Below are 16,845 nucleotides of genomic sequence, written 5' to 3' on the forward strand. Positions count from 1 at the left end.
GGTAAATCACGGCCCTTGAGGCCTGTTTCATACCTGTGTGGGCGAGCCCGCGAAGAAGCCAGCGCAGTCGTTTAGCTGTCATACCCCAGGTTAGGCGCCAGCCAGCGCTCGCTTACGCTGATATCCTGGCCTTTGCGTGCGCTGTAACGTTCGATCTGGTCCTTGTCGACCTTGCCTACGGCAAAATACTTCGCCTGCGGGTGGGCGAAGTACCAGCCGCTGACCGCCGCCGCCGGGAACATCGCGAAGTGCTCGGTGAGGTACACCCCGCTTGGCCCGGTCTCACCGATGGCGGTGCCATCGAGCAGGCGGAACAGGGTTTCCTTTTCGGTGTGGTCGGGGCAGGCCGGGTAGCCCGGCGCAGGGCGGATGCCGCTGTACTGTTCCTTGATCAGCGCCTCGTTGTCCAGGTGCTCGTCGCGGGCATAGCCCCAGTGCTCTTTACGCACCTGCTCGTGCAGCCATTCGGCACAGGCTTCGGCCAGGCGGTCGGCCAGGGCCTTGACCATGATCGAGCTGTAGTCGTCGCCCTTGTCCTGGTAAGCCTTGGCCACTTCCTCGGCACCGATGCCGGCGGTGGTGATAAAACCACCTACGTAGTCGGTCACGCCGCTGTCTTTCGGTGCGACGAAGTCGGCCAGCGACCAGTTGGGCTTGCCGTCCGGCTTGATGGTCTGCTGGCGCAGATGGTGCAGGGTGGCCAGTGCCTGGCCGTCTTCGCCGTAGACTTCGATGTCGTCATCGGCCACCTGGTTGGCCGGCCAGAAGCCGAATACCGCGCGGGCGCTGATCAGCTTCTCGTCGATCAGCTTGTCGAGCATTTCGCGGGCATCCTTGTACAGCGCCGTAGCAGCCTCGCCAACCACCTCGTCGGTGAGGATGCGCGGGAACTTGCCGGCCAAGTCCCAGGAGATGAAGAACGGGGTCCAGTCGATGTACTCGGCCAGGGTGCGCAAATCGATGTCTTCCAGCACCTTGACGCCGGTGAAGGAGGGCACCGCTGGCTGGTAGCTGGCCCAGTCGTACTGCGGCTTGGCAGCGATCGCCTGGGCGTAGCTGAGGCGCTCGGTGCGGGCGCTGCGGTTGGCGGTGCGCTCGCGCACGTCCACGTATTCCAGGCGGGTCTTCTCGACGAAGCCCGGCTTGAGTTCTTTGGACAGCAACTGGGTGGCCACGCCGACCGCGCGCGAAGCGTCGGTGACGTAGATGACTGCGTCGTTGCTGTACTTGGGCTCGATCTTGACCGCCGTGTGCGCCTTGGAGGTGGTGGCGCCACCGATCATCAGCGGCAGTTCGAAGCCTTGGCGCTGCATTTCGCGGGCAACGTGGACCATTTCGTCCAGCGACGGGGTAATCAGGCCGGACAGGCCGATGATGTCGCACTTCTGCTCGCGGGCTGTCTGCAGGATCTTCTCCGCCGGCACCATCACGCCAAGGTCGACGATGTCGTAACCGTTACAGCCCAGCACCACGCCGACAATGTTCTTGCCGATGTCGTGCACGTCGCCTTTCACCGTGGCCATCAGGATCTTGCCCTTGGCTTCCGGCTTGTCGCCTTTTTCGGCTTCGATGAAGGGGATCAGGTGAGCAACGGCCTGTTTCATGACGCGGGCCGACTTGACCACCTGCGGCAGGAACATCTTGCCCGCGCCGAACAGGTCGCCGACCACGTTCATGCCGTTCATCAGCGGGCCTTCGATCACTTCGATGGGGCGCGCGCACTGCTGGCGGCATTCTTCGGTGTCTTCGACGATGAACGCGGTGATGCCCTTGACCAGCGCGTGCTCCAGGCGTTTTTCCACCGGCAGCGAGCGCCACTCTTCGTTTTCCACTTCCTTGGTTGCGCCGCCACCCTTGTAGTCGTCGGCGATGGCCAGCAGTGCATCGGTGCCATGCGGGGTGCGGTTGAGCACCACGTCCTCGACCTTTTCACGCAGCTGGGCCGGGATCTCGTCGTAGATCTCCAGCTGGCCGGCGTTGACGATACCCATGGTCAGGCCGTTCTGGATCGCGTGGTACAGGAACACCGAGTGGATCGCCTCACGCACCGGGTTGTTGCCACGGAACGAGAACGACACGTTGGACACGCCACCCGAGCTCAGGGCATGGGGCAGGTGATCGCGGATATAGGCACAGGCTTCGATGAAGTCGACGGCGTAGTTGTTGTGCTCTTCGATACCGGTGGCGACGGCGAAGATGTTCGGGTCGAAGATGATGTCTTCTGGCGGGAAGCCCACTTCGTTGACCAGGATGTCATAGCTGCGCTGGCAGATTTCCTTCTTGCGCGCGGCAGTGTCGGCCTGGCCGACTTCGTCGAAAGCCATGACCACCACGGCAGCGCCATAGCGCTTGCACAGGCGGGCGTGGTGCTTGAACTGCTCGACGCCTTCCTTCATGGAAATGGAGTTGACGATGCCCTTGCCCTGGATGCACTTGAGGCCGGCCTCGATCACTTCCCACTTGGACGAGTCGATCATGATCGGTACACGCGAAATGTCCGGTTCACCCGCGATCAGGTTGAGGAACCGGACCATGGCCGCCTGGGAGTCGAGCATCCCTTCGTCCATGTTGATGTCGATTACCTGAGCGCCGGCCTCGACTTGCTGCAGGGCGACTTCCAGGGCTTCGGTATAGTTCTCTTCGCGGATCAGCCGGGCGAATTTGGCGGAACCGGTGATGTTGGTGCGCTCACCGACGTTGACGAACAGCGACTGGCGGTCGATGGTGAACGGCTCCAGGCCCGACAGGCGGCAGGCCTTGGCGATTTCCGGGATCTCGCGCGGCTTGTACTTGGCCACGGCTTCGGCAATGGCCTGGATATGGCCTGGGGTGGTGCCGCAGCAACCGCCGATGATGTTGAGGAAACCGCTGGCGGCGAATTCTTCGACCACCGCGGCCATCTCGGCCGGGGTTTCGTCGTACTCACCGAAGGCGTTCGGCAGGCCTGCGTTGGGGTGGGCGGACACGTGGGTGTCGGCCTTGGTGGCCAGCTCTTCCAGGTACGGGCGCAGGTCCTTGGCGCCGAGGGCGCAGTTAAGGCCCACGGAAATCGGCTTGGCGTGGCGCACCGAGTTCCAGAACGCTTCGGTGGTCTGCCCCGACAGGGTACGGCCGGAGGCGTCGGTGATGGTGCCGGAGATCATGATCGGCAGTTCGACGTTGTCGTCCTCGAACACTTGCTGCACGGCGAAGATCGCCGCCTTGGCGTTGAGGGTGTCGAAGATGGTTTCGATCAGGATCAGGTCGGCGCCGCCTTCGATCAGGCCGCGGGTGGCCTCGATGTAGTTTTCTACCAACTCGTCGAAGGTGACGTTGCGAAACCCTGGGTCGTTGACGTCTGGGGAAATCGAACAGGTTCGGCTGGTAGGGCCGAGCACGCCGGCAACGAAGCGCGGCTTGTCGGGCGTTTCCAAGGTCTTGGCATCGGCAACCTGGCGAGCGATGCGCGCGCCTTCGACGTTCAGCTCGTAAACCAGCGACTCCATGCCGTAGTCGGCCTGGGAAATCTGCGTGGCGTTGAAGGTGTTGGTTTCGAGAATATCGGCACCGGCATCCAGATAGGCCTTCTCGATGGCGGCGATCACGTCCGGGCGGCTGAGCAGCAACAAGTCGTTGTTACCCTTCACATCGCTTGGCCAATCGGCAAAACGCGTGCCACGATAGTCGTGTTCCTCCAGACGGTAGCTTTGGATCATAGTACCCATGCCGCCGTCGAGGATCAGGATGCGCTCTTTGAGTGCGTTCTGGAGTGCTTGGAGACGAGCGCTGCGGTCGGACATAGGAACTACCTGGTCGGGCGAATATCAGAAGGTGCCGAATCATAACAAAGCTGCGCGGTTTTTAGGCATGTCGCCCATTTGCATGAAAACTGCTCATGTTGGGCGGGTGGAGGCAGCGCAAAGCACCCAGGACGACCAGGCAACAAATCGTGATGGCTTTCAAGAACCAGGACTTTCCGCACATGGTGCATCGTATCCTTGCCGGCGCCTTCGCCTTGCTCATCAGCGGCGCGGTATTCGGGCAGGCCCCCCAGTCGAGCCCGGCTATTTCCTACACCCGGGACATTCAACCGATCTTCACCGAGAAGTGCGTGGCCTGCCACGCCTGCAACGACGCCGCCTGCCAGCTCAAGCTGGAAAGCCCTGAAGGCGCGGTACGCGGGGCCAGCAAGGTCCCGGTGTACCAGGGCGAGCGGAGCAAGGCGGTGCCCACCACGCGGCTGTTCTACGACGCACACAGCGAAGAGCAGTGGCGCAAGAAGGGCTTCTACTCGGTGCTCGACAATCAGGGCGGTCAGGCCGCGTTGATGGCGCGCATGCTGGAATTGGGCCACAAGACCCCGCTTACGCCCAACGCCAAGCTGCCCGAAGAGATCGTCCTGGGCCTGAGCCGCAACAACATGTGCCCGTTGCCCCATGAATTCGACGCCTATGCCGGCGCACACCCCAAGGAGGGCATGCCGCTGGCGGTGACCGGGCTGACCGACGACGAATACGCCACCCTGCGCCGCTGGCTGGCGGCCGGTGCGCCGGTGGAGTACCAGCCGATCCAGCCTAGCGCGGCCGAAGCCAGGCAGATCGCAGAGTGGGAAGAACTGCTCAACCGCCCGGGTTCCACCGAGGCGCTGGTGGGCCGCTGGCTGTACGAGCACCTGTTTTTGGCGCACATCCATTTCGCTGGCGGCGAGCAGGGCCACTTCTTCCAGTGGGTGCGCTCGCGCACGCCAAGTGGCAAGCCGGTCGATATCATTGCCACCCGCCGCCCCAACGACCCACCGGGCACGGACTTCTACTACCGGTTGATCCCGGTGCAGGGCGTGATCGTGCACAAGACGCACATCACCTACCCGATGGGGCCGCAGAAGCTCAAGCGCGTGAAGCAGCTGTTCTATGCCGGCGACTGGCATGCTGCCGCGCTTCCGGGCTACGGCCCGCGCCACCGGGCCAATCCGTTTGAAACCTTCGAGGCGATCCCGGCGGTGGCGCGCTACCAGTTCATGCTGGATAACGCCGAGTACTTCGTGCGCACCTTCATCCGTGGCCCGGTGTGCCGCGGGCAAATTGCCACTGACGTGATCCGCGACAACTTCTGGGCGCTGTTCCAGGAGCCGGCCTTCGATCGCTACATCACCGATGCCAAGTACCGCGGCGAGGCTACCCCGCTGCTGGCCATGCCTGGTCAGATCGATGACGTGGGCAGTGTGCTGAGCCTGTGGCACGCTTATCGTGACAAGCGCAACGACTACGAGAAACTGCGCCGTGAAGCCTATGCCGAAATGCCGGCACCGAGATGGTCGACGCTGTGGGCCGGTAACGACAATGCGCTGCTGAGCATCTTCCGCCACTTCGACAGCGCATCGGTGACCAAGGGCCTGGTGGGGGATGTGCCGCTGACCGTGTGGCTGTTCGACTACCCGTTGTTCGAGCGCACGTATTACCAGCTGGCGGTCAACTTCGATGTGTATGGCAACGTTTCGCACCAGTTGCAGACGCGCCTGTACTTCGACCTGATCCGCAACGGCGCCGAGGTCAACTTCCTGCGCCTGATGCCGGCCGACCAGCGCAAGGCGATCCTTGGCGACTGGTACCAGAACAGTGGCAAGGTGAAGATGTGGATGGATTATGAAGACATCGACACCGACACCCCGAGTGGCATCAAGCTCGACCCGCGCAACCCCAAACGCGACTTTGGCCTGAAGCTGCTGCAGCGCACCGGCAGCCTGAATGCCGCACCGGACCCGATCAACCGCTGCCAGGGCGCGTTCTGCTCACGGCCGCAGATGAGCGAAGAATTCCGCAATGCCGAGCAGTCGCTCAGCCGTCTGGTGTCGCGCCCGGCGGCCGGACTGAAGGTGATCAACCAGTTGCCCGAGGCGACCATGCTGCGTATCGAAGGGCAGGACGGCCAACGTCAGGTGTACAGCCTGCTGCGCAACCGCGCGCACAGCAACGTGGCGTTCCTGCTGGGTGAGGCGTACCGCTACCAGCCGGGGCTGGATACCCTGACCCTGTACCCGGGGGTGCTCTCCAGCTACCCGAACTTCATCTTCAACATCCCGACCAAGGATGTGCCGGAGTTCGTCGAGGACATGGAGTACGCCAAAGATGACGCGGCGAAGTTCGAGCGCATTGTCATGCGCTGGGGTGTGCGCCGCAGTCACCCGGCGTTCTGGCGCTATTTCCATGACCTGAACAGCTATATCAAGGAAACCGAACCGGTCGAGGCGGGCGTGCTGGACATGAACCGGTACGAGAACCTCTGATCGGGTTGGCTGACCTTTCCGAGTACCTTGCGGTCGGAACGGGTGGGTGGTCTTGATCGATTGCAAAGGGGGCTGCTTTGCAGCCCTTCGCGGGTGAACCCGCTCCTACAACAGGTACGGCGCGGCTCTCAAGGCTGGCGCTGGCCTCTGCACTCGATACGGGCCTCAATGCACCGCCAAGCGCAGGGTATTCCATGCTGTATTCGCTTCAGGCACTGCGGGCGTTCGCCGCCTGGGTGGTGGTCTGCCACCATTTCATGCAGATCTTCTTCGACTTCCACGCCACCGGCCCCATCGGCCAACTGCTCACCGACCGTGGCGCCGTAGGCGTCGACATCTTCTTCGTCATCAGTGGGCTGGTCATCTACCTGTCGACCCGCGACAAAACCATCGAACCACGCCAGTTCCTGCTCAATCGGGCGCTGCGCATCGTCCCTGCCTACTGGTTCTACACAGCCCTGATGGCCATGTTGCTGCTGGCATTCAGCCAATGGATGCCACATCAGGCGTTTGACTGGCGGCACCTGTTCCTGTCGCTGCTGTTCATCCCGGCGGAAAACCCAGGTGGCTATGGCCTGTACCCAACCCTGAACGTGGGCTGGACGCTGAACTTCGAGATGTTCTTCTACCTGCTGTTCGGCCTGGCCTTCCTGGTACGCCAACGGCATCACCTGCTGCTGGTGACTGCCGCTCTGTTGCTGGTCAGTGAGGTACTGGGGCGCATGGGCGTGGTCAGCCGCTTCTACAACAACGGCATCATCTACGAGTTTCTGCTGGGCATTGGTGTCGGCGTACTGTACCGCCGCGGGCTGATCCGCCAGGGCCGGTGGTTGCCGCTGGCGTTGCTGGGTGTGGCGGGCATGGCGATCTACTATCTGGACGCTTCCCAGCGCTTGCTGCACTGGGGGTTACCGAGTGCGATGGTCGTCCTGGCCTTCGTGGCCATGGAGCCGCTGTTCCAGGGCAATCGGCTGCTCAAGGCCCTTGGCGACTGTTCGTACTCGGTGTACCTGATACATGTGCTGGTGCTGTATGCCGGTTGGTTCGCCAGTGAGCGCCTGCATCTGAACCCGTTCCTGACATTTGCCCTGTGCGTGCCGTCCATTGGACTAATGTCGTGGTTCAGCTACCAGTGGCTGGAGCGCGGCCTGTACCGGCGAATGCAGGCCTGGCTGGCGGCGCAACGGGGGCCGGCCCCTGAATATGCGCTTTCCCGAGTCAATTGCTAGGACTTTGTTCGAAGGCTGGGTTGGCGTACACTTGGCCGCAAGTCTGTGAGGAACCTACATGAGCGCTATAACCATTACCGACGCCGCCCATGACTACCTGGCCGATCTGCTCTCCAAGCAGAATACGCCCGGCATCGGCATTCGCATTTTCATCACCCAGCCGGGCACCCAGTACGCCGAGACGTGCATCGCCTACTGCAAGCCGGGCGAAGAGAAGCCTGACGACACCGCCGTGGGTCTGAAAAGCTTCACTGCCTACCTGGACGCCGTCAGCGTACCGTTCCTGGAAGACGCACTGGTCGACTACGCCACCGACCGCATGGGCGGCCAGCTGACCATCAAGGCGCCAAACGCCAAGGTGCCGATGGTCAACGAAGACAGCCCGATCAACGAGCGTATCAACTACTACCTGCAGACCGAGATCAACCCCGGCCTGGCCAGCCATGGCGGCCAGGTGAGCCTGGTGGACGTGGTCGATGACGGCATTGCCGTGCTGCAGTTCGGTGGTGGCTGCCAGGGTTGCGGCCAGGCCGATGTCACCCTGAAGGAAGGCATCGAGCGCACCCTGCTCGAGCGTATTCCGGAGCTGAAGGGCGTGCGCGACGTGACTGACCACAGCCAGAAAGAAAACGCCTACTACTGAGTTGAAGGCGGCTCCCTTAGCAACAAAGTGTTACGGTTTCAACCCCTGCGACAACAGGCCGCAGCCCGTATTCAAAGGGCTGCAGGCCATACCCGCCATGGTCGGGTAGAACCCCTCTGGGTGTCATGCCAGAATGCCCCGGTTTTTCGACCGGCCCGTCCCGAGGGCCGGCACCTTCCCTGTAAAGGATGGTTTCATGAATGATCTTTTGACCCGGCGTGCGGTTGTCGCCGGCATGGGCGTTCTCGGGCTTGGCCTGCTGGCAGGCTGCAGCCCGGCCCGGGGGCTCGAGTTCAAGTACGGCAAGAACATGAGCAACGAAATCCTCGGGCGCAAGTTCAGCCTCAAAGACCCGCAAGGTAACGTGCGCACCCTGTCGAGCTTCTACGGCAGCATGCCGATGGTCTTCTTCGGCTTCACCCAGTGCCCGGCCGTCTGCCCGACCACGCTGGCGCGGGCGGCGCAGATTCGCAAGCTGCTGAGGGGCCGCGACCGCGACCTGTTCCAGGTGGTATTCATCACCCTGGACCCGGAGCGCGACACGCCCGAGGTGCTCGATGCCTACGTCAAGGCCTTCGACCCGACGTTCACCGCGCTGACCGGCACCCCCGAGGAAATTGCCGCGGTGGCCAAGGAATTCAAGGTGTTCTACGAGAAGGTTCCGGCCGGAGACACCTACACCATTTCTCATTCGTCCACCAGCTACGTCTACGATACACGTGGCACCCTGCGCCTGAGCCTGGGCCATTCCCTGAACGCCAAGGAATGCGCCGAAGATCTGGTCACCCTGATGGAGATCTGCTGAATGTCGATGCAACCGATCAAACGCGGTTTGGCTGCCCTGGTACTGATGGGGCTGGCCCTGCCGGCCCTGGCCCAGACCACCGTGAGTGATGCCTGGGTGCGTGCCAGCGTGCCGCATCAGCAGTCCACCGGTGCGTTCATGGTCCTGACTGCCAGCAGCGACAGCAAGCTGGTGGGTGTGGCTTCGCCCGTGGCCAAGACCGTGCAGGTGCACGAGATGACCATGAACGGTGACGTGATGGGCATGCGTGAGGTCAAGGCTGTCGAATTGCCAGCCGGCAAGGCAGTGACCCTGGACCCGAATGGCCTGCATGTCATGCTGATGGGCCTGAACAATCAGGTGAAGGAGGGTGACAAAGTGCCACTGACCCTGACCATCGAGGATGCCAAGGGCGCCAAGGAAACCCTGGACGTTCAGGCGCAAGTGCGTGCACTCAACGCCGACGCGGGTGGTGGGCATGATCACATGCACATGAACCACTGACAGATCAAAGGGCCGCGTTCAGCGGCCCTTTTTTTCAACTGCGCCTTTCAGCTACGAAAGCGCGGCAGCGGTCTGTCGAGGGTCAGCGACGTCAGGGTCTTTCGAACCTGGGCCTCATCGGCCTCCAGTGCCTTCAGGCTAGCGCGGATCTTGCCGGCGGCGGGCACATCGCCCTGCCGGTCGATCCAGTCGGCAATCTCCTTGCAGGCACTGCTCAGACAGGCCTGGCGCTGGTTCATCAACGACAGAAGGGTGGTGAGCTCTCTTTCGGACATGACAGGATCCTCCATTCAGCCTTGTCAGTGTAGCAGAGGGTTGGCCAGGCTCTTGCGGCCTTTGCAAGGCGCGCTGCGGCAGCTGCCAGTGGTTGCTCTTGCGGCGCAGTAACAACTCGTTACTTATAAACGGCATGTTTAAAGTTGATGCTCGTGCCATGCAAGGGATTCAGGGCTCGGTATCTGAACGTGACCTGTTGAAGTGCTCAACTGCACAGTCGGGAAAATGCCGTCGGGTCTGCATTCAAAGCATGGTTGTTGTAGGAAAATTCCGCGTTTCTGATTTTCGCTTGCAGAAAGCATCGGCGTTGTTACAACTTTCATGTTGAGCTCAATCCTGGCCGAGTCTTAGATTGAGTTGGCCAATATTTGGCAATCTCAATCGGCTCAAAGGAGTGCCCATATGAATTTACAATCCGAGTGTTCAGGAGCGATGTCGCCAGGAAGTACCCGCTAATGCTGGCATTGCGCCTTAACCCCGGAACGCGTTCGCTGTCGCTGGGCTACAGCTTTTCCAAATGTGGTGAATTTGCCTTCGAGGCTGCATTTGCCGTGGCGATCGTGTCCATCACAGATGCGGATATGCTTTTGATCGGCATCGCCTACTTTTTTCGTTACTTGCCAAGTGTGGTGTTTTCGCCATTGGGTGGCTGGCTGGCAGATAACGCCAACAAGAAACACACACTATTAGCAATCGAGGTGACAAAAGGCCTGCTGGCACTTTCCTTCTTTGCCTTGTTCAGCGTGTTCACGCCAGTATTACTTGCGTTGGTGGGCCTCGCAATGGTCATGACAGCGCTCGAATGCCTTTATGTGCCCACGTTTCGCGCGTACTTTCCGGACCTTGTCGAAAAGGATGAGTTAGCCACGGTGAACAGCGGTATCCAGGTGATCGAGGACGCCGCCTCGATCCTCGGGCCGCTGGTCTTTTCGGCCTGTGTGTTACTGCTGTCTCGAGAAGCCACTTTCTTGTTTTTTGCAATGTGCCTTGTCGTGTCGGCCATTTGTATCGCTACCCTGACGCCTGCCAGGCGTAGTGTCCAACAGGCATTCGATGGGTGCGCCATAATCAGGGATGCGGCGAGCAGTGTGAGTCAGTTGAGGGCCGGCAATGCGCCGTTGTTCGCTGTCATTGGCTGCACCACACTCTGTGCGATGTTCGCCACGTCGGTGATTCGCTTTATCCTTCCAGCATCGGTGCTGGAGCACTTCGCCTCTGAAGCGGCGGTTGGATACGTGTTTTCACTGCTTGCGGCAGGCACGGTGGTGGGGGGCATGCTTTACACGCGCTTCAATCCTCGTACAACCGCAGCAATGGTGCTGCGCTACTGGATGCTCTATGGCGGGCTATTTTTTGCTGCAGCAGTGGCGCTGCAATTCAATAACTGGCTGTTCCTGTTGATTCTGTTCCTGGTTGGCTTCATTGGTGCATTTGTCGATATCGCAATCGTGACCAACATCCAGTGCTTGTCGAGGGAGCATGAAGTGGGCAGGAATTTTTCCCTCTATTACTTCACCGCCGTGATGGGTGATGCCGTATCAGGATTGATTGCCAGTTTGGTCTTCGTGCTTGCGGGGCCGGCAACCTTTATCTGGATGACGCTCATGTTATTCATCGCGCCAGTGCGCTGGAACATGAAAGGACGTGGCCCAGATGTCGACAGCCGTACATAGCTTGGGCCTGGCGTATAGATGCAAGTTGGAGAGGGCGCTGCCGCCCTTTCACGCGCGCAGAGCAGAGTGAACGCAGGCTTGCCGATACGCCCCCGGGGTCACCCCATAGGCTTGCTTGAACTGCCGGCTCAAATGGCTCTGGTCGGCAAAGCCGAGGTCGAACGCCACTTGCGAAGCGGCCAGGCCGTGCTTCAGCATTTCGCGGGCGCGGGCCAGGCGGCGTTGCTTCAGCCAGGCATGGGGTGGCAGTCCGGTGGCCTGGCGGAACACCCGGGCGAAGTGGAACGGCGACAGGTTGACTGCTGCCGCCAGCGCTTCCAGTGAGGGCGGGTCGGCCAGTTGGCTTTCCAGCAGTTCGCGGGCGCGGGCTACGGCCAGGGGTTCGTGGCCAGGGGCCGAAGGCTCGGCGCACTGCCCGTGCCGCTGCACCAGGGCCAGCACCGCCTGGCGCCAGGCCGTCTGCTGCTGCAAGGCGCTGGCGCTGGCTTCGGACAACTGATGCAGCTGGCTGAACGCGAGGGCCAGGGCCGGGTCATGGATCACGCTGTCCTTGAAGCTGGGCATGCCGTGGCGGCCCAGTTCCAGTTCGTCGAGCACACCGGTCACCCGCTCGTGCTCGGGATAGAAGCCGCGATAACGCCAGCCGGCTTCATGGGCCGTAGCGCCGGTGTGCAGTTCGTCGGGGTTGATCAGCACCATGCTGCCGACCGGTGCCAGGTGCTCGCTGCCGCGGTGCCAGAAGCGCTGAGCGCCCGACTCGATCACGGTGAATACATAGCCCTCGTGCACATGCGGGGCGAAGCGCTGCTGGTAGTAGCGAGCGTGCAGCATCTCGACGTCGCCAAGGGCTGGCGCCTGCCAGAGGTGTGTCTGCTCGCGCAAGGGCGGGCTCATGCCAGCCAGCTGCGCAGAAGGAAGAAGATCAACATGCTCACCAGCATGCTCAGCAATACGCTGCGGGTCAACAGCACCAGGGCGATGGCCACAAGGGAGCCCAGCAGGTAGGGGTTGAGCACGCTCAGGTTGAGCTGGTGGTCAGCCATGAAGATGATCGGGCCGCAGATGGCGGTGAGCATGCCCGGCACGGCAAAGCCGAGAAACTGCCGGGCATTCGAGCTCAGGCGCAAGGGCAGGCGCGGCTCCAGGAATGCGTACCGGTTAAGGAACACGATGGCGCCCATGGCGAAAATCAGGATCCAGATCATGCGCGGGCTCCGGCGAATTTCTGGCAGATGAACCCGGCGCTCATGCCCAGCAGGCCTGCGACCACCAGGGCGGTTTCCCAGTGCCAGTAGCTGAACAGCACCGAACAGAACAGCGACACGGCTACGCACACCACGGTGGCCAGGTTGCGCACCAGCGGCGCGATCAGGGCGACAAAAGTGGCGACAATGGAGAAATCCAGGCCGAACTGGTCCAGGTGTGGAATATTCTGGCCCAGCAGTATGCCGGCCAGGGTGAACAGGTTCCAGGCGATGTAGAAGGTCAGGCCCACCCCCAAGGCATACCAGCGGTTGAATTGCTGCTGGTCGTACTGGCTGGTCAGGGCGAAGAATTCGTCGGTCAGCAGAAAGCCCAGGCCCAGGCGCCAGCGCAGCGGCTGGCTGGACAGTAGCGGGCGCATCGACAGGCCATACAGCAGGTGCTGCGAGGTCAGCAGCAGGGTGGTGAGCAGGATCGACGCCAGGTTGGCACCCCCCTTGAGCATGCCAATGGCCACCAGCTGCGCGGCGCCGGCGAAGACGATGGCCGACAGCCCCTGCCCCTGCCAGGCGCTGAGGTTGGCCTCGATTGCCATGGAACCGGCCAGCAGGCCCCAAGGGGCAACGGCCAGGGACAACGGGAGAATGGCAATGGCGCCGTGAAGAAAGGCTTGGCGGGCGATGTGGGGCATGATGGCTGCATGACGGCTACGAGGCAGGCCAGCATGACAGACGGGGCAGGGGATGGCTTGAACGATCTTGCTGGTCTAGGCGTGTTCGCCTCAACCTCAGTGGCCAACTGACAACAGGGCCGCAAAGCGGCCCTGAATGACCCTGGGTTATGGGTGGCTGGTCAGCAGCTGTTGCGCCGTTGCGCAGCCATTGATGTCTACGGCTTTCTGCAGCAGGCTCTTGCGTTGCTGTGGGTCGAGGTCGCCAAGCAGGCGGTACACCTCGGCCTGGTAGTCGCGCTGTCGCCCCCACAGCATTTCCAGGCCTTGTGGCCGGCTGCGGTTGCAAGCCAGGCGTGTGGCCGGTTGCGGGTAGTAGGGGGCGTACACGGTGGCCATGCTGGGGATGGCCTCCAGCGCTGTACGGTACTCGCTGCTGACGTTGTAGGGCCGGCACCAGGTGGCAATGGCGGGCGCCGGTGCGGCAAACCCCTGCTGGAGGCTGGCTTCGAGCAACGGGCAGGCGGCGTCCGGGATTTGCGCGGCGGGCAGGTACGTCATGTAGTACAGCGCCAGACGGTACTGTGCGACCGGGTGGCCAAGCGCTACCGATTTTTTCAGCAGGGCTACCGCCGTTGGCAACGTGTGGGCCATGGCCTGGCCCTGGCGGCTAAGCTCTGGATCGCCGCCCGCTGCTGTGCGCAGCGTGCTGGCAGCGTCGTCCTGGTTATCGGCCTGCTCCAGTAGTGGCAAGGCCTGACGGTAGAGCAAGTCGGCATGAGGGTCGATGCGTACCTCCAGCGCTTGCGCGGCCAGTGGCAGCAGCGCAGCCAACAGCGGGGGCAGGCGTCGCACAAGGCTCACAGGCAAACCCCATGGATGGCCAGGTACGGATGGACGACTTCGGTGTTCATGGCGGTCAAACGTGCGCCTCGGGCAAATCGTAACGACGACGTATTCTAGCCACCCAAGGGGGGTGGCCGAAAGACCACCCGACAACTGTCAGACGAGCTTGATCGGCGTGACCTTGCGCTGGGCATGTTTTTCCTGGGCCAGCCCAAGCTTGGCGGTGATCACCTTGGCCAAGGCATTGTTGCCCAGATCGTTCAGGTGCAGGCGGTCGATGAACAGGTCTGCGCCGAACACGGGCGAGCTGTCGAGCATGCAGTTCATGTCGTAGCAGGGCACCGGGTCGGCCTGGCTTTTGATACGGCGGAAAAATGCCGAATGCAACTGTCTGTCGAATGCCCCCTCCAGCAGCCGGTCGAAGTTGGCCGGTTGTTGCTGCAGCGCGGTCAGCATGGCTTGCTCGCCGGCGGGCAGGGTATCCCGGCACCAGGGCAGCAGCGGTTGCAGGATGAAGGTGAGCGTGGCGTGGCTGTCTGCCAGCAGACGGTCCCATTGGCGCAAGGTGCGGCCAATGTTGTCGGCGGCACGGGCCAGTCGTTTTTCCGGGGAGGACAGTTGCCAGCTGACCGGGGCTGTGACCACGGGAGGGGCCAGCGCCTGGCCGATGCGCCGCCACAGCGACTGCCGACGGGGCGGTGCGCAGGGCTGCATGCCTTCGCTGAAACTGTTGAGAAAGGCCTGGTAGGCCTTGGCGTGCTGCGGGTCGTTGGTACCTGCGAGGACTTCACACAGGGCTTCGTGGGCCAGGCTGTTGAGGCCACTGAGCACCACCACATGGCCGAGCTGGCCAAGGCGGTGCTGGTGGGTCAGGAACATCATCAATTCCTGGGTGGCGTTGAGCCCGCAGCCGGCCAGGCTCAGCCAGACTTCGCCCGTGAGCATCGACAGGTGCGAGGCCACCGTGTGTTCGTCGGAGCTGGCGCCGATGCCCAGGGCTGTGGAGCCGCCGACCAGCAGGTTGATGCGCGACGCACCACCGTGCTCGGCCGCCGAAAAGCGCTTGCCGGCGCAATGGCTGTAGCGCAAGCCAAGGGCATCGGTGTTGATGGTGCCGGAGCGGTAGCCGGTTTCGTGCACATGCAGGGTATAGGGGGCACGGCGACTGCCCAGCAGGAGAAAGCGCTGGTAGTCCTGCTGCAGCGGCGAAGGAGACGGGCGCGTGTCAGTCGTGGTCATGGTCTCTCCTTCGCTTAAGCCGGGTACTTTGCAGCAGATTCAGGCCGCCAGTTCCTTGAGGTTGTACAGCAGGCCGCCGGCGGCGATCAGCAGCAGGGCGACGCCCGACGCCAGGCTGATGATGCGGTTGCTGCGCTGCGAGGCGATCTTGCCGATGGCGAAGATGTACAGGCTGAGCACGGCGAAATCGATGGCCACCCACAGCAGCGACAGCACCACCATGCTCTTGCCGAACGATTCGGTGATCTGAATGAACTGCGGGAAGAAGGCGATGAAGAAAATGATGTCTTTCGGGTTGGAAATGCCCACCATGAAGCCTTGCATCAGCCCACCGCGCCCAGCCTTGGGGGCCTCGCTCGCCGCGTCTGACGCGGGTGCCTGCAGGGCGTCCCTCAACGTGCCCATGGCAATGTAGCCGATGAACAGGCAGCCCAGCAGGCTCATGGTGCTGAGCCATGTTTTGTCGATGGCGGCACTGGTGAGGATGATCCACGCTGCCGCGCCGATCAGCACCAGTGATGCCCAGTTGGTGCCGACGGCGGTGAACATGGCCTTGCGCGAGCCGGAGGCGGCCGCAGTGTTGACGATCAGTGCCACCACCGGGCCGGGAGTGGCGATCAGTAGCAGCACGGTGAGGGCGTAGGTGGCGGTGAGTGCGGTATTCACGGTCAGTTCTCGATCAGTATGTCGGGTGTCGCCTGGTGTGCGGCATGGGCATGGAAGGGGCAGCGTGACGGGTTGAGCGAGCCTGCCTCCTGCAGTTGATACTGCTTCCACTCGTAGTTGTCGGTATCGCCGAAAAAGCCAAGGGTGTCGGGCACAACGCCGTCGTTGTAGTGGTGCACGCGCTCGCGAATCCGTTCGCGGATGCGCTTGCCACTCTCGGTGCTGGCGTTGGCCACTTCGTCGAAGTTCTCCCGCGGGTTGATGACGAAGGTGATGTGCTGGCCCAGATTGCGGCTTTTCATCTGCTGATGGCCGGGGAAGTTCATGTTGATGAACAGCGGCATGCCGGCATAGCAGAATGACCAGCCGGTATCGTCGGGATCGGTCGGGATGCCCTGCGGCCAAGGGTGCGGGTCGCGCGCATGCACGCCGCGCAGTACCTTCCAGGCCAAGGCCTGTTGCTCGGCCAGGCTGCTGCCGGCGGCGGTTTCGAGAAACACCACCAATGGGCTGCCGATGCGCTGCTTGGGTGCGATCGGTGCGACGGTGCGCACATAATTGGCCAGGCCCTGTGCGATATCATCGGCCAGTTGCTCGGCGCGGGCGAAGAGAATGTGGCAGGTTTCGCCGTTTACCGCCTTGCGGCCGAACAGGCAGGGGAATTCGGGGTTGGCGAGAATACTGCGAAAGTGTTCTATGGTTTTGAACGTCCAGTGTTGCATGGTGTGTCCATGTTCAGCGGCGAGCTCCAGCGCATCCAGGCGATAGCAATTTCCATATCCCGTAAACATGATTTCCCCAGGCGTTGATTTAAGTGAACGTTCCAGTCACATGCAGGCAGGATCTTGGT

General features: G+C 62.1%; 15 protein-coding genes. 6 read left to right on the forward strand and 9 right to left on the reverse strand.

The genetic code is table 11. From position 1 onward, the window contains the following. Nucleotides 1–71: 71 nt before the first annotated feature. Nucleotides 72–3,779: a methionine synthase gene (gene metH, locus BJQ17_RS17620; protein ID WP_004573789.1), complete on the reverse strand. Its 3,708-nt coding sequence runs from the start codon at nucleotides 3,777–3,779 to the stop codon at nucleotides 72–74. Nucleotides 3,780–3,961: 182 nt separating this feature from the next. On the opposite strand from metH, the gene BJQ17_RS17625 reads away from it, so the two are divergent. The 5 genes from BJQ17_RS17625 to BJQ17_RS17645 all read left to right on the forward strand — a co-directional run bounded on the left by BJQ17_RS17625 (nucleotide 3,962) and on the right by BJQ17_RS17645 (nucleotide 9,422). Next, nucleotides 3,962–6,262: a fatty acid cis/trans isomerase gene (locus tag BJQ17_RS17625; protein WP_047604101.1), complete on the forward strand. Its 2,301-nt coding sequence runs from the start codon at nucleotides 3,962–3,964 to the stop codon at nucleotides 6,260–6,262. Between the two features lie 194 nt (nucleotides 6,263–6,456). After that, complete coding sequence (locus BJQ17_RS17630) at nucleotides 6,457–7,491, forward strand: acyltransferase (protein WP_004573784.1); 1,035 nt, start codon at nucleotides 6,457–6,459, stop codon at nucleotides 7,489–7,491. Between the two features lie 58 nt (nucleotides 7,492–7,549). Beyond that, nucleotides 7,550–8,134, forward strand: coding sequence for a Fe-S biogenesis protein NfuA (nfuA, locus tag BJQ17_RS17635; RefSeq protein WP_003250416.1), 585 nt, complete (start codon nucleotides 7,550–7,552; stop codon nucleotides 8,132–8,134). Nucleotides 8,135–8,330: 196 nt separating this feature from the next. Continuing rightward, nucleotides 8,331–8,939: an SCO family protein gene (locus BJQ17_RS17640; protein WP_003250418.1), complete on the forward strand. Its 609-nt coding sequence runs from the start codon at nucleotides 8,331–8,333 to the stop codon at nucleotides 8,937–8,939. Next, nucleotides 8,940–9,422, forward strand: a complete 483-nt coding sequence (locus tag BJQ17_RS17645; RefSeq protein WP_004573777.1) for a copper chaperone PCu(A)C — start codon at nucleotides 8,940–8,942, stop codon at nucleotides 9,420–9,422. A gap of 47 nt (nucleotides 9,423–9,469) precedes the next feature. Here BJQ17_RS17645 and BJQ17_RS17650 read toward each other — a convergent pair whose 3' ends face one another. Next, on the reverse strand, nucleotides 9,470–9,697 hold the full coding sequence (locus BJQ17_RS17650; RefSeq protein WP_003250422.1) for a hypothetical protein: 228 nt from the start codon (nucleotides 9,695–9,697) through the stop codon (nucleotides 9,470–9,472). A gap of 456 nt (nucleotides 9,698–10,153) precedes the next feature. Here BJQ17_RS17650 and BJQ17_RS17655 point away from each other — a divergent pair, with 456 nt between their 5' ends. Continuing rightward, entirely contained in the window at nucleotides 10,154–11,371 is a 1,218-nt protein-coding gene (locus tag BJQ17_RS17655; RefSeq protein WP_012052945.1) for an MFS transporter, read from the forward strand. A 48-nt stretch (nucleotides 11,372–11,419) separates the two neighbouring features. Here the strand turns inward: BJQ17_RS17655 and BJQ17_RS17660 are convergent, their stop codons facing one another. The 7 genes from BJQ17_RS17660 to BJQ17_RS17690 all read right to left on the reverse strand — a co-directional run bounded on the left by BJQ17_RS17660 (nucleotide 11,420) and on the right by BJQ17_RS17690 (nucleotide 16,786). Then, nucleotides 11,420–12,265, reverse strand: coding sequence for an AraC family transcriptional regulator (locus BJQ17_RS17660; protein WP_003250425.1), 846 nt, complete (start codon nucleotides 12,263–12,265; stop codon nucleotides 11,420–11,422). Continuing rightward, on the reverse strand, nucleotides 12,262–12,576 hold the full coding sequence (locus tag BJQ17_RS17665) for an AzlD domain-containing protein (RefSeq protein WP_003250427.1): 315 nt from the start codon (nucleotides 12,574–12,576) through the stop codon (nucleotides 12,262–12,264). The genes BJQ17_RS17660 and BJQ17_RS17665 overlap by 4 nt, the downstream gene beginning before the upstream one ends. Next, complete coding sequence (locus BJQ17_RS17670; RefSeq protein ID WP_003250429.1) at nucleotides 12,573–13,265, reverse strand: AzlC family ABC transporter permease; 693 nt, start codon at nucleotides 13,263–13,265, stop codon at nucleotides 12,573–12,575. The genes BJQ17_RS17665 and BJQ17_RS17670 overlap by 4 nt, the downstream gene beginning before the upstream one ends. 147 nt (nucleotides 13,266–13,412) lie before the next feature. Further along, nucleotides 13,413–14,108, reverse strand: coding sequence for a hypothetical protein (locus tag BJQ17_RS17675; protein ID WP_070096383.1), 696 nt, complete (start codon nucleotides 14,106–14,108; stop codon nucleotides 13,413–13,415). A 138-nt stretch (nucleotides 14,109–14,246) separates the two neighbouring features. Further along, the gene (locus BJQ17_RS17680) at nucleotides 14,247–15,329 is read right to left on the reverse strand and encodes a hypothetical protein (protein ID WP_070096384.1); all 1,083 of its coding nucleotides are present in this window, start codon (nucleotides 15,327–15,329) and stop codon (nucleotides 14,247–14,249) included. A 39-nt stretch (nucleotides 15,330–15,368) separates the two neighbouring features. Further along, entirely contained in the window at nucleotides 15,369–15,995 is a 627-nt protein-coding gene (locus BJQ17_RS17685; RefSeq protein ID WP_003250434.1) for a LysE family translocator, read from the reverse strand. A gap of 2 nt (nucleotides 15,996–15,997) precedes the next feature. Next, complete coding sequence (locus tag BJQ17_RS17690) at nucleotides 15,998–16,786, reverse strand: YqcI/YcgG family protein (RefSeq protein ID WP_014861807.1); 789 nt, start codon at nucleotides 16,784–16,786, stop codon at nucleotides 15,998–16,000. Nucleotides 16,787–16,845: the final 59 nt, after the last annotated feature.

It is taken from the genome of Pseudomonas sp. NBRC 111139 (assembly GCF_001753955.1).
Lineage (GTDB): Bacteria > Pseudomonadota > Gammaproteobacteria > Pseudomonadales > Pseudomonadaceae > Aquipseudomonas > Aquipseudomonas alloputida.

Coding starts and splice junctions, on each gene's coding strand:
- metH (WP_004573789.1), bottom strand. CDS start 3,779: ATGTCCGACCGCAGCGCTCGTCTCCAAGCACTCCAGAACGCACTCAAA.
- nfuA (WP_003250416.1), top strand. CDS start 7,550: ATGAGCGCTATAACCATTACCGACGCCGCCCATGACTACCTGGCCGAT.
- BJQ17_RS17625 (WP_047604101.1), top strand. CDS start 3,962: ATGGTGCATCGTATCCTTGCCGGCGCCTTCGCCTTGCTCATCAGCGGC.
- BJQ17_RS17650 (WP_003250422.1), bottom strand. CDS start 9,697: ATGTCCGAAAGAGAGCTCACCACCCTTCTGTCGTTGATGAACCAGCGC.
- BJQ17_RS17670 (WP_003250429.1), bottom strand. CDS start 13,265: ATGCCCCACATCGCCCGCCAAGCCTTTCTTCACGGCGCCATTGCCATT.
- BJQ17_RS17690 (WP_014861807.1), bottom strand. CDS start 16,786: ATGTTTACGGGATATGGAAATTGCTATCGCCTGGATGCGCTGGAGCTC.
- BJQ17_RS17645 (WP_004573777.1), top strand. CDS start 8,940: ATGTCGATGCAACCGATCAAACGCGGTTTGGCTGCCCTGGTACTGATG.
- BJQ17_RS17655 (WP_012052945.1), top strand. CDS start 10,154: ATGCTGGCATTGCGCCTTAACCCCGGAACGCGTTCGCTGTCGCTGGGC.
- BJQ17_RS17630 (WP_004573784.1), top strand. CDS start 6,457: ATGCTGTATTCGCTTCAGGCACTGCGGGCGTTCGCCGCCTGGGTGGTG.
- BJQ17_RS17680 (WP_070096384.1), bottom strand. CDS start 15,329: ATGACCACGACTGACACGCGCCCGTCTCCTTCGCCGCTGCAGCAGGAC.
- BJQ17_RS17660 (WP_003250425.1), bottom strand. CDS start 12,265: ATGAGCCCGCCCTTGCGCGAGCAGACACACCTCTGGCAGGCGCCAGCC.
- BJQ17_RS17665 (WP_003250427.1), bottom strand. CDS start 12,576: ATGATCTGGATCCTGATTTTCGCCATGGGCGCCATCGTGTTCCTTAAC.
- BJQ17_RS17640 (WP_003250418.1), top strand. CDS start 8,331: ATGAATGATCTTTTGACCCGGCGTGCGGTTGTCGCCGGCATGGGCGTT.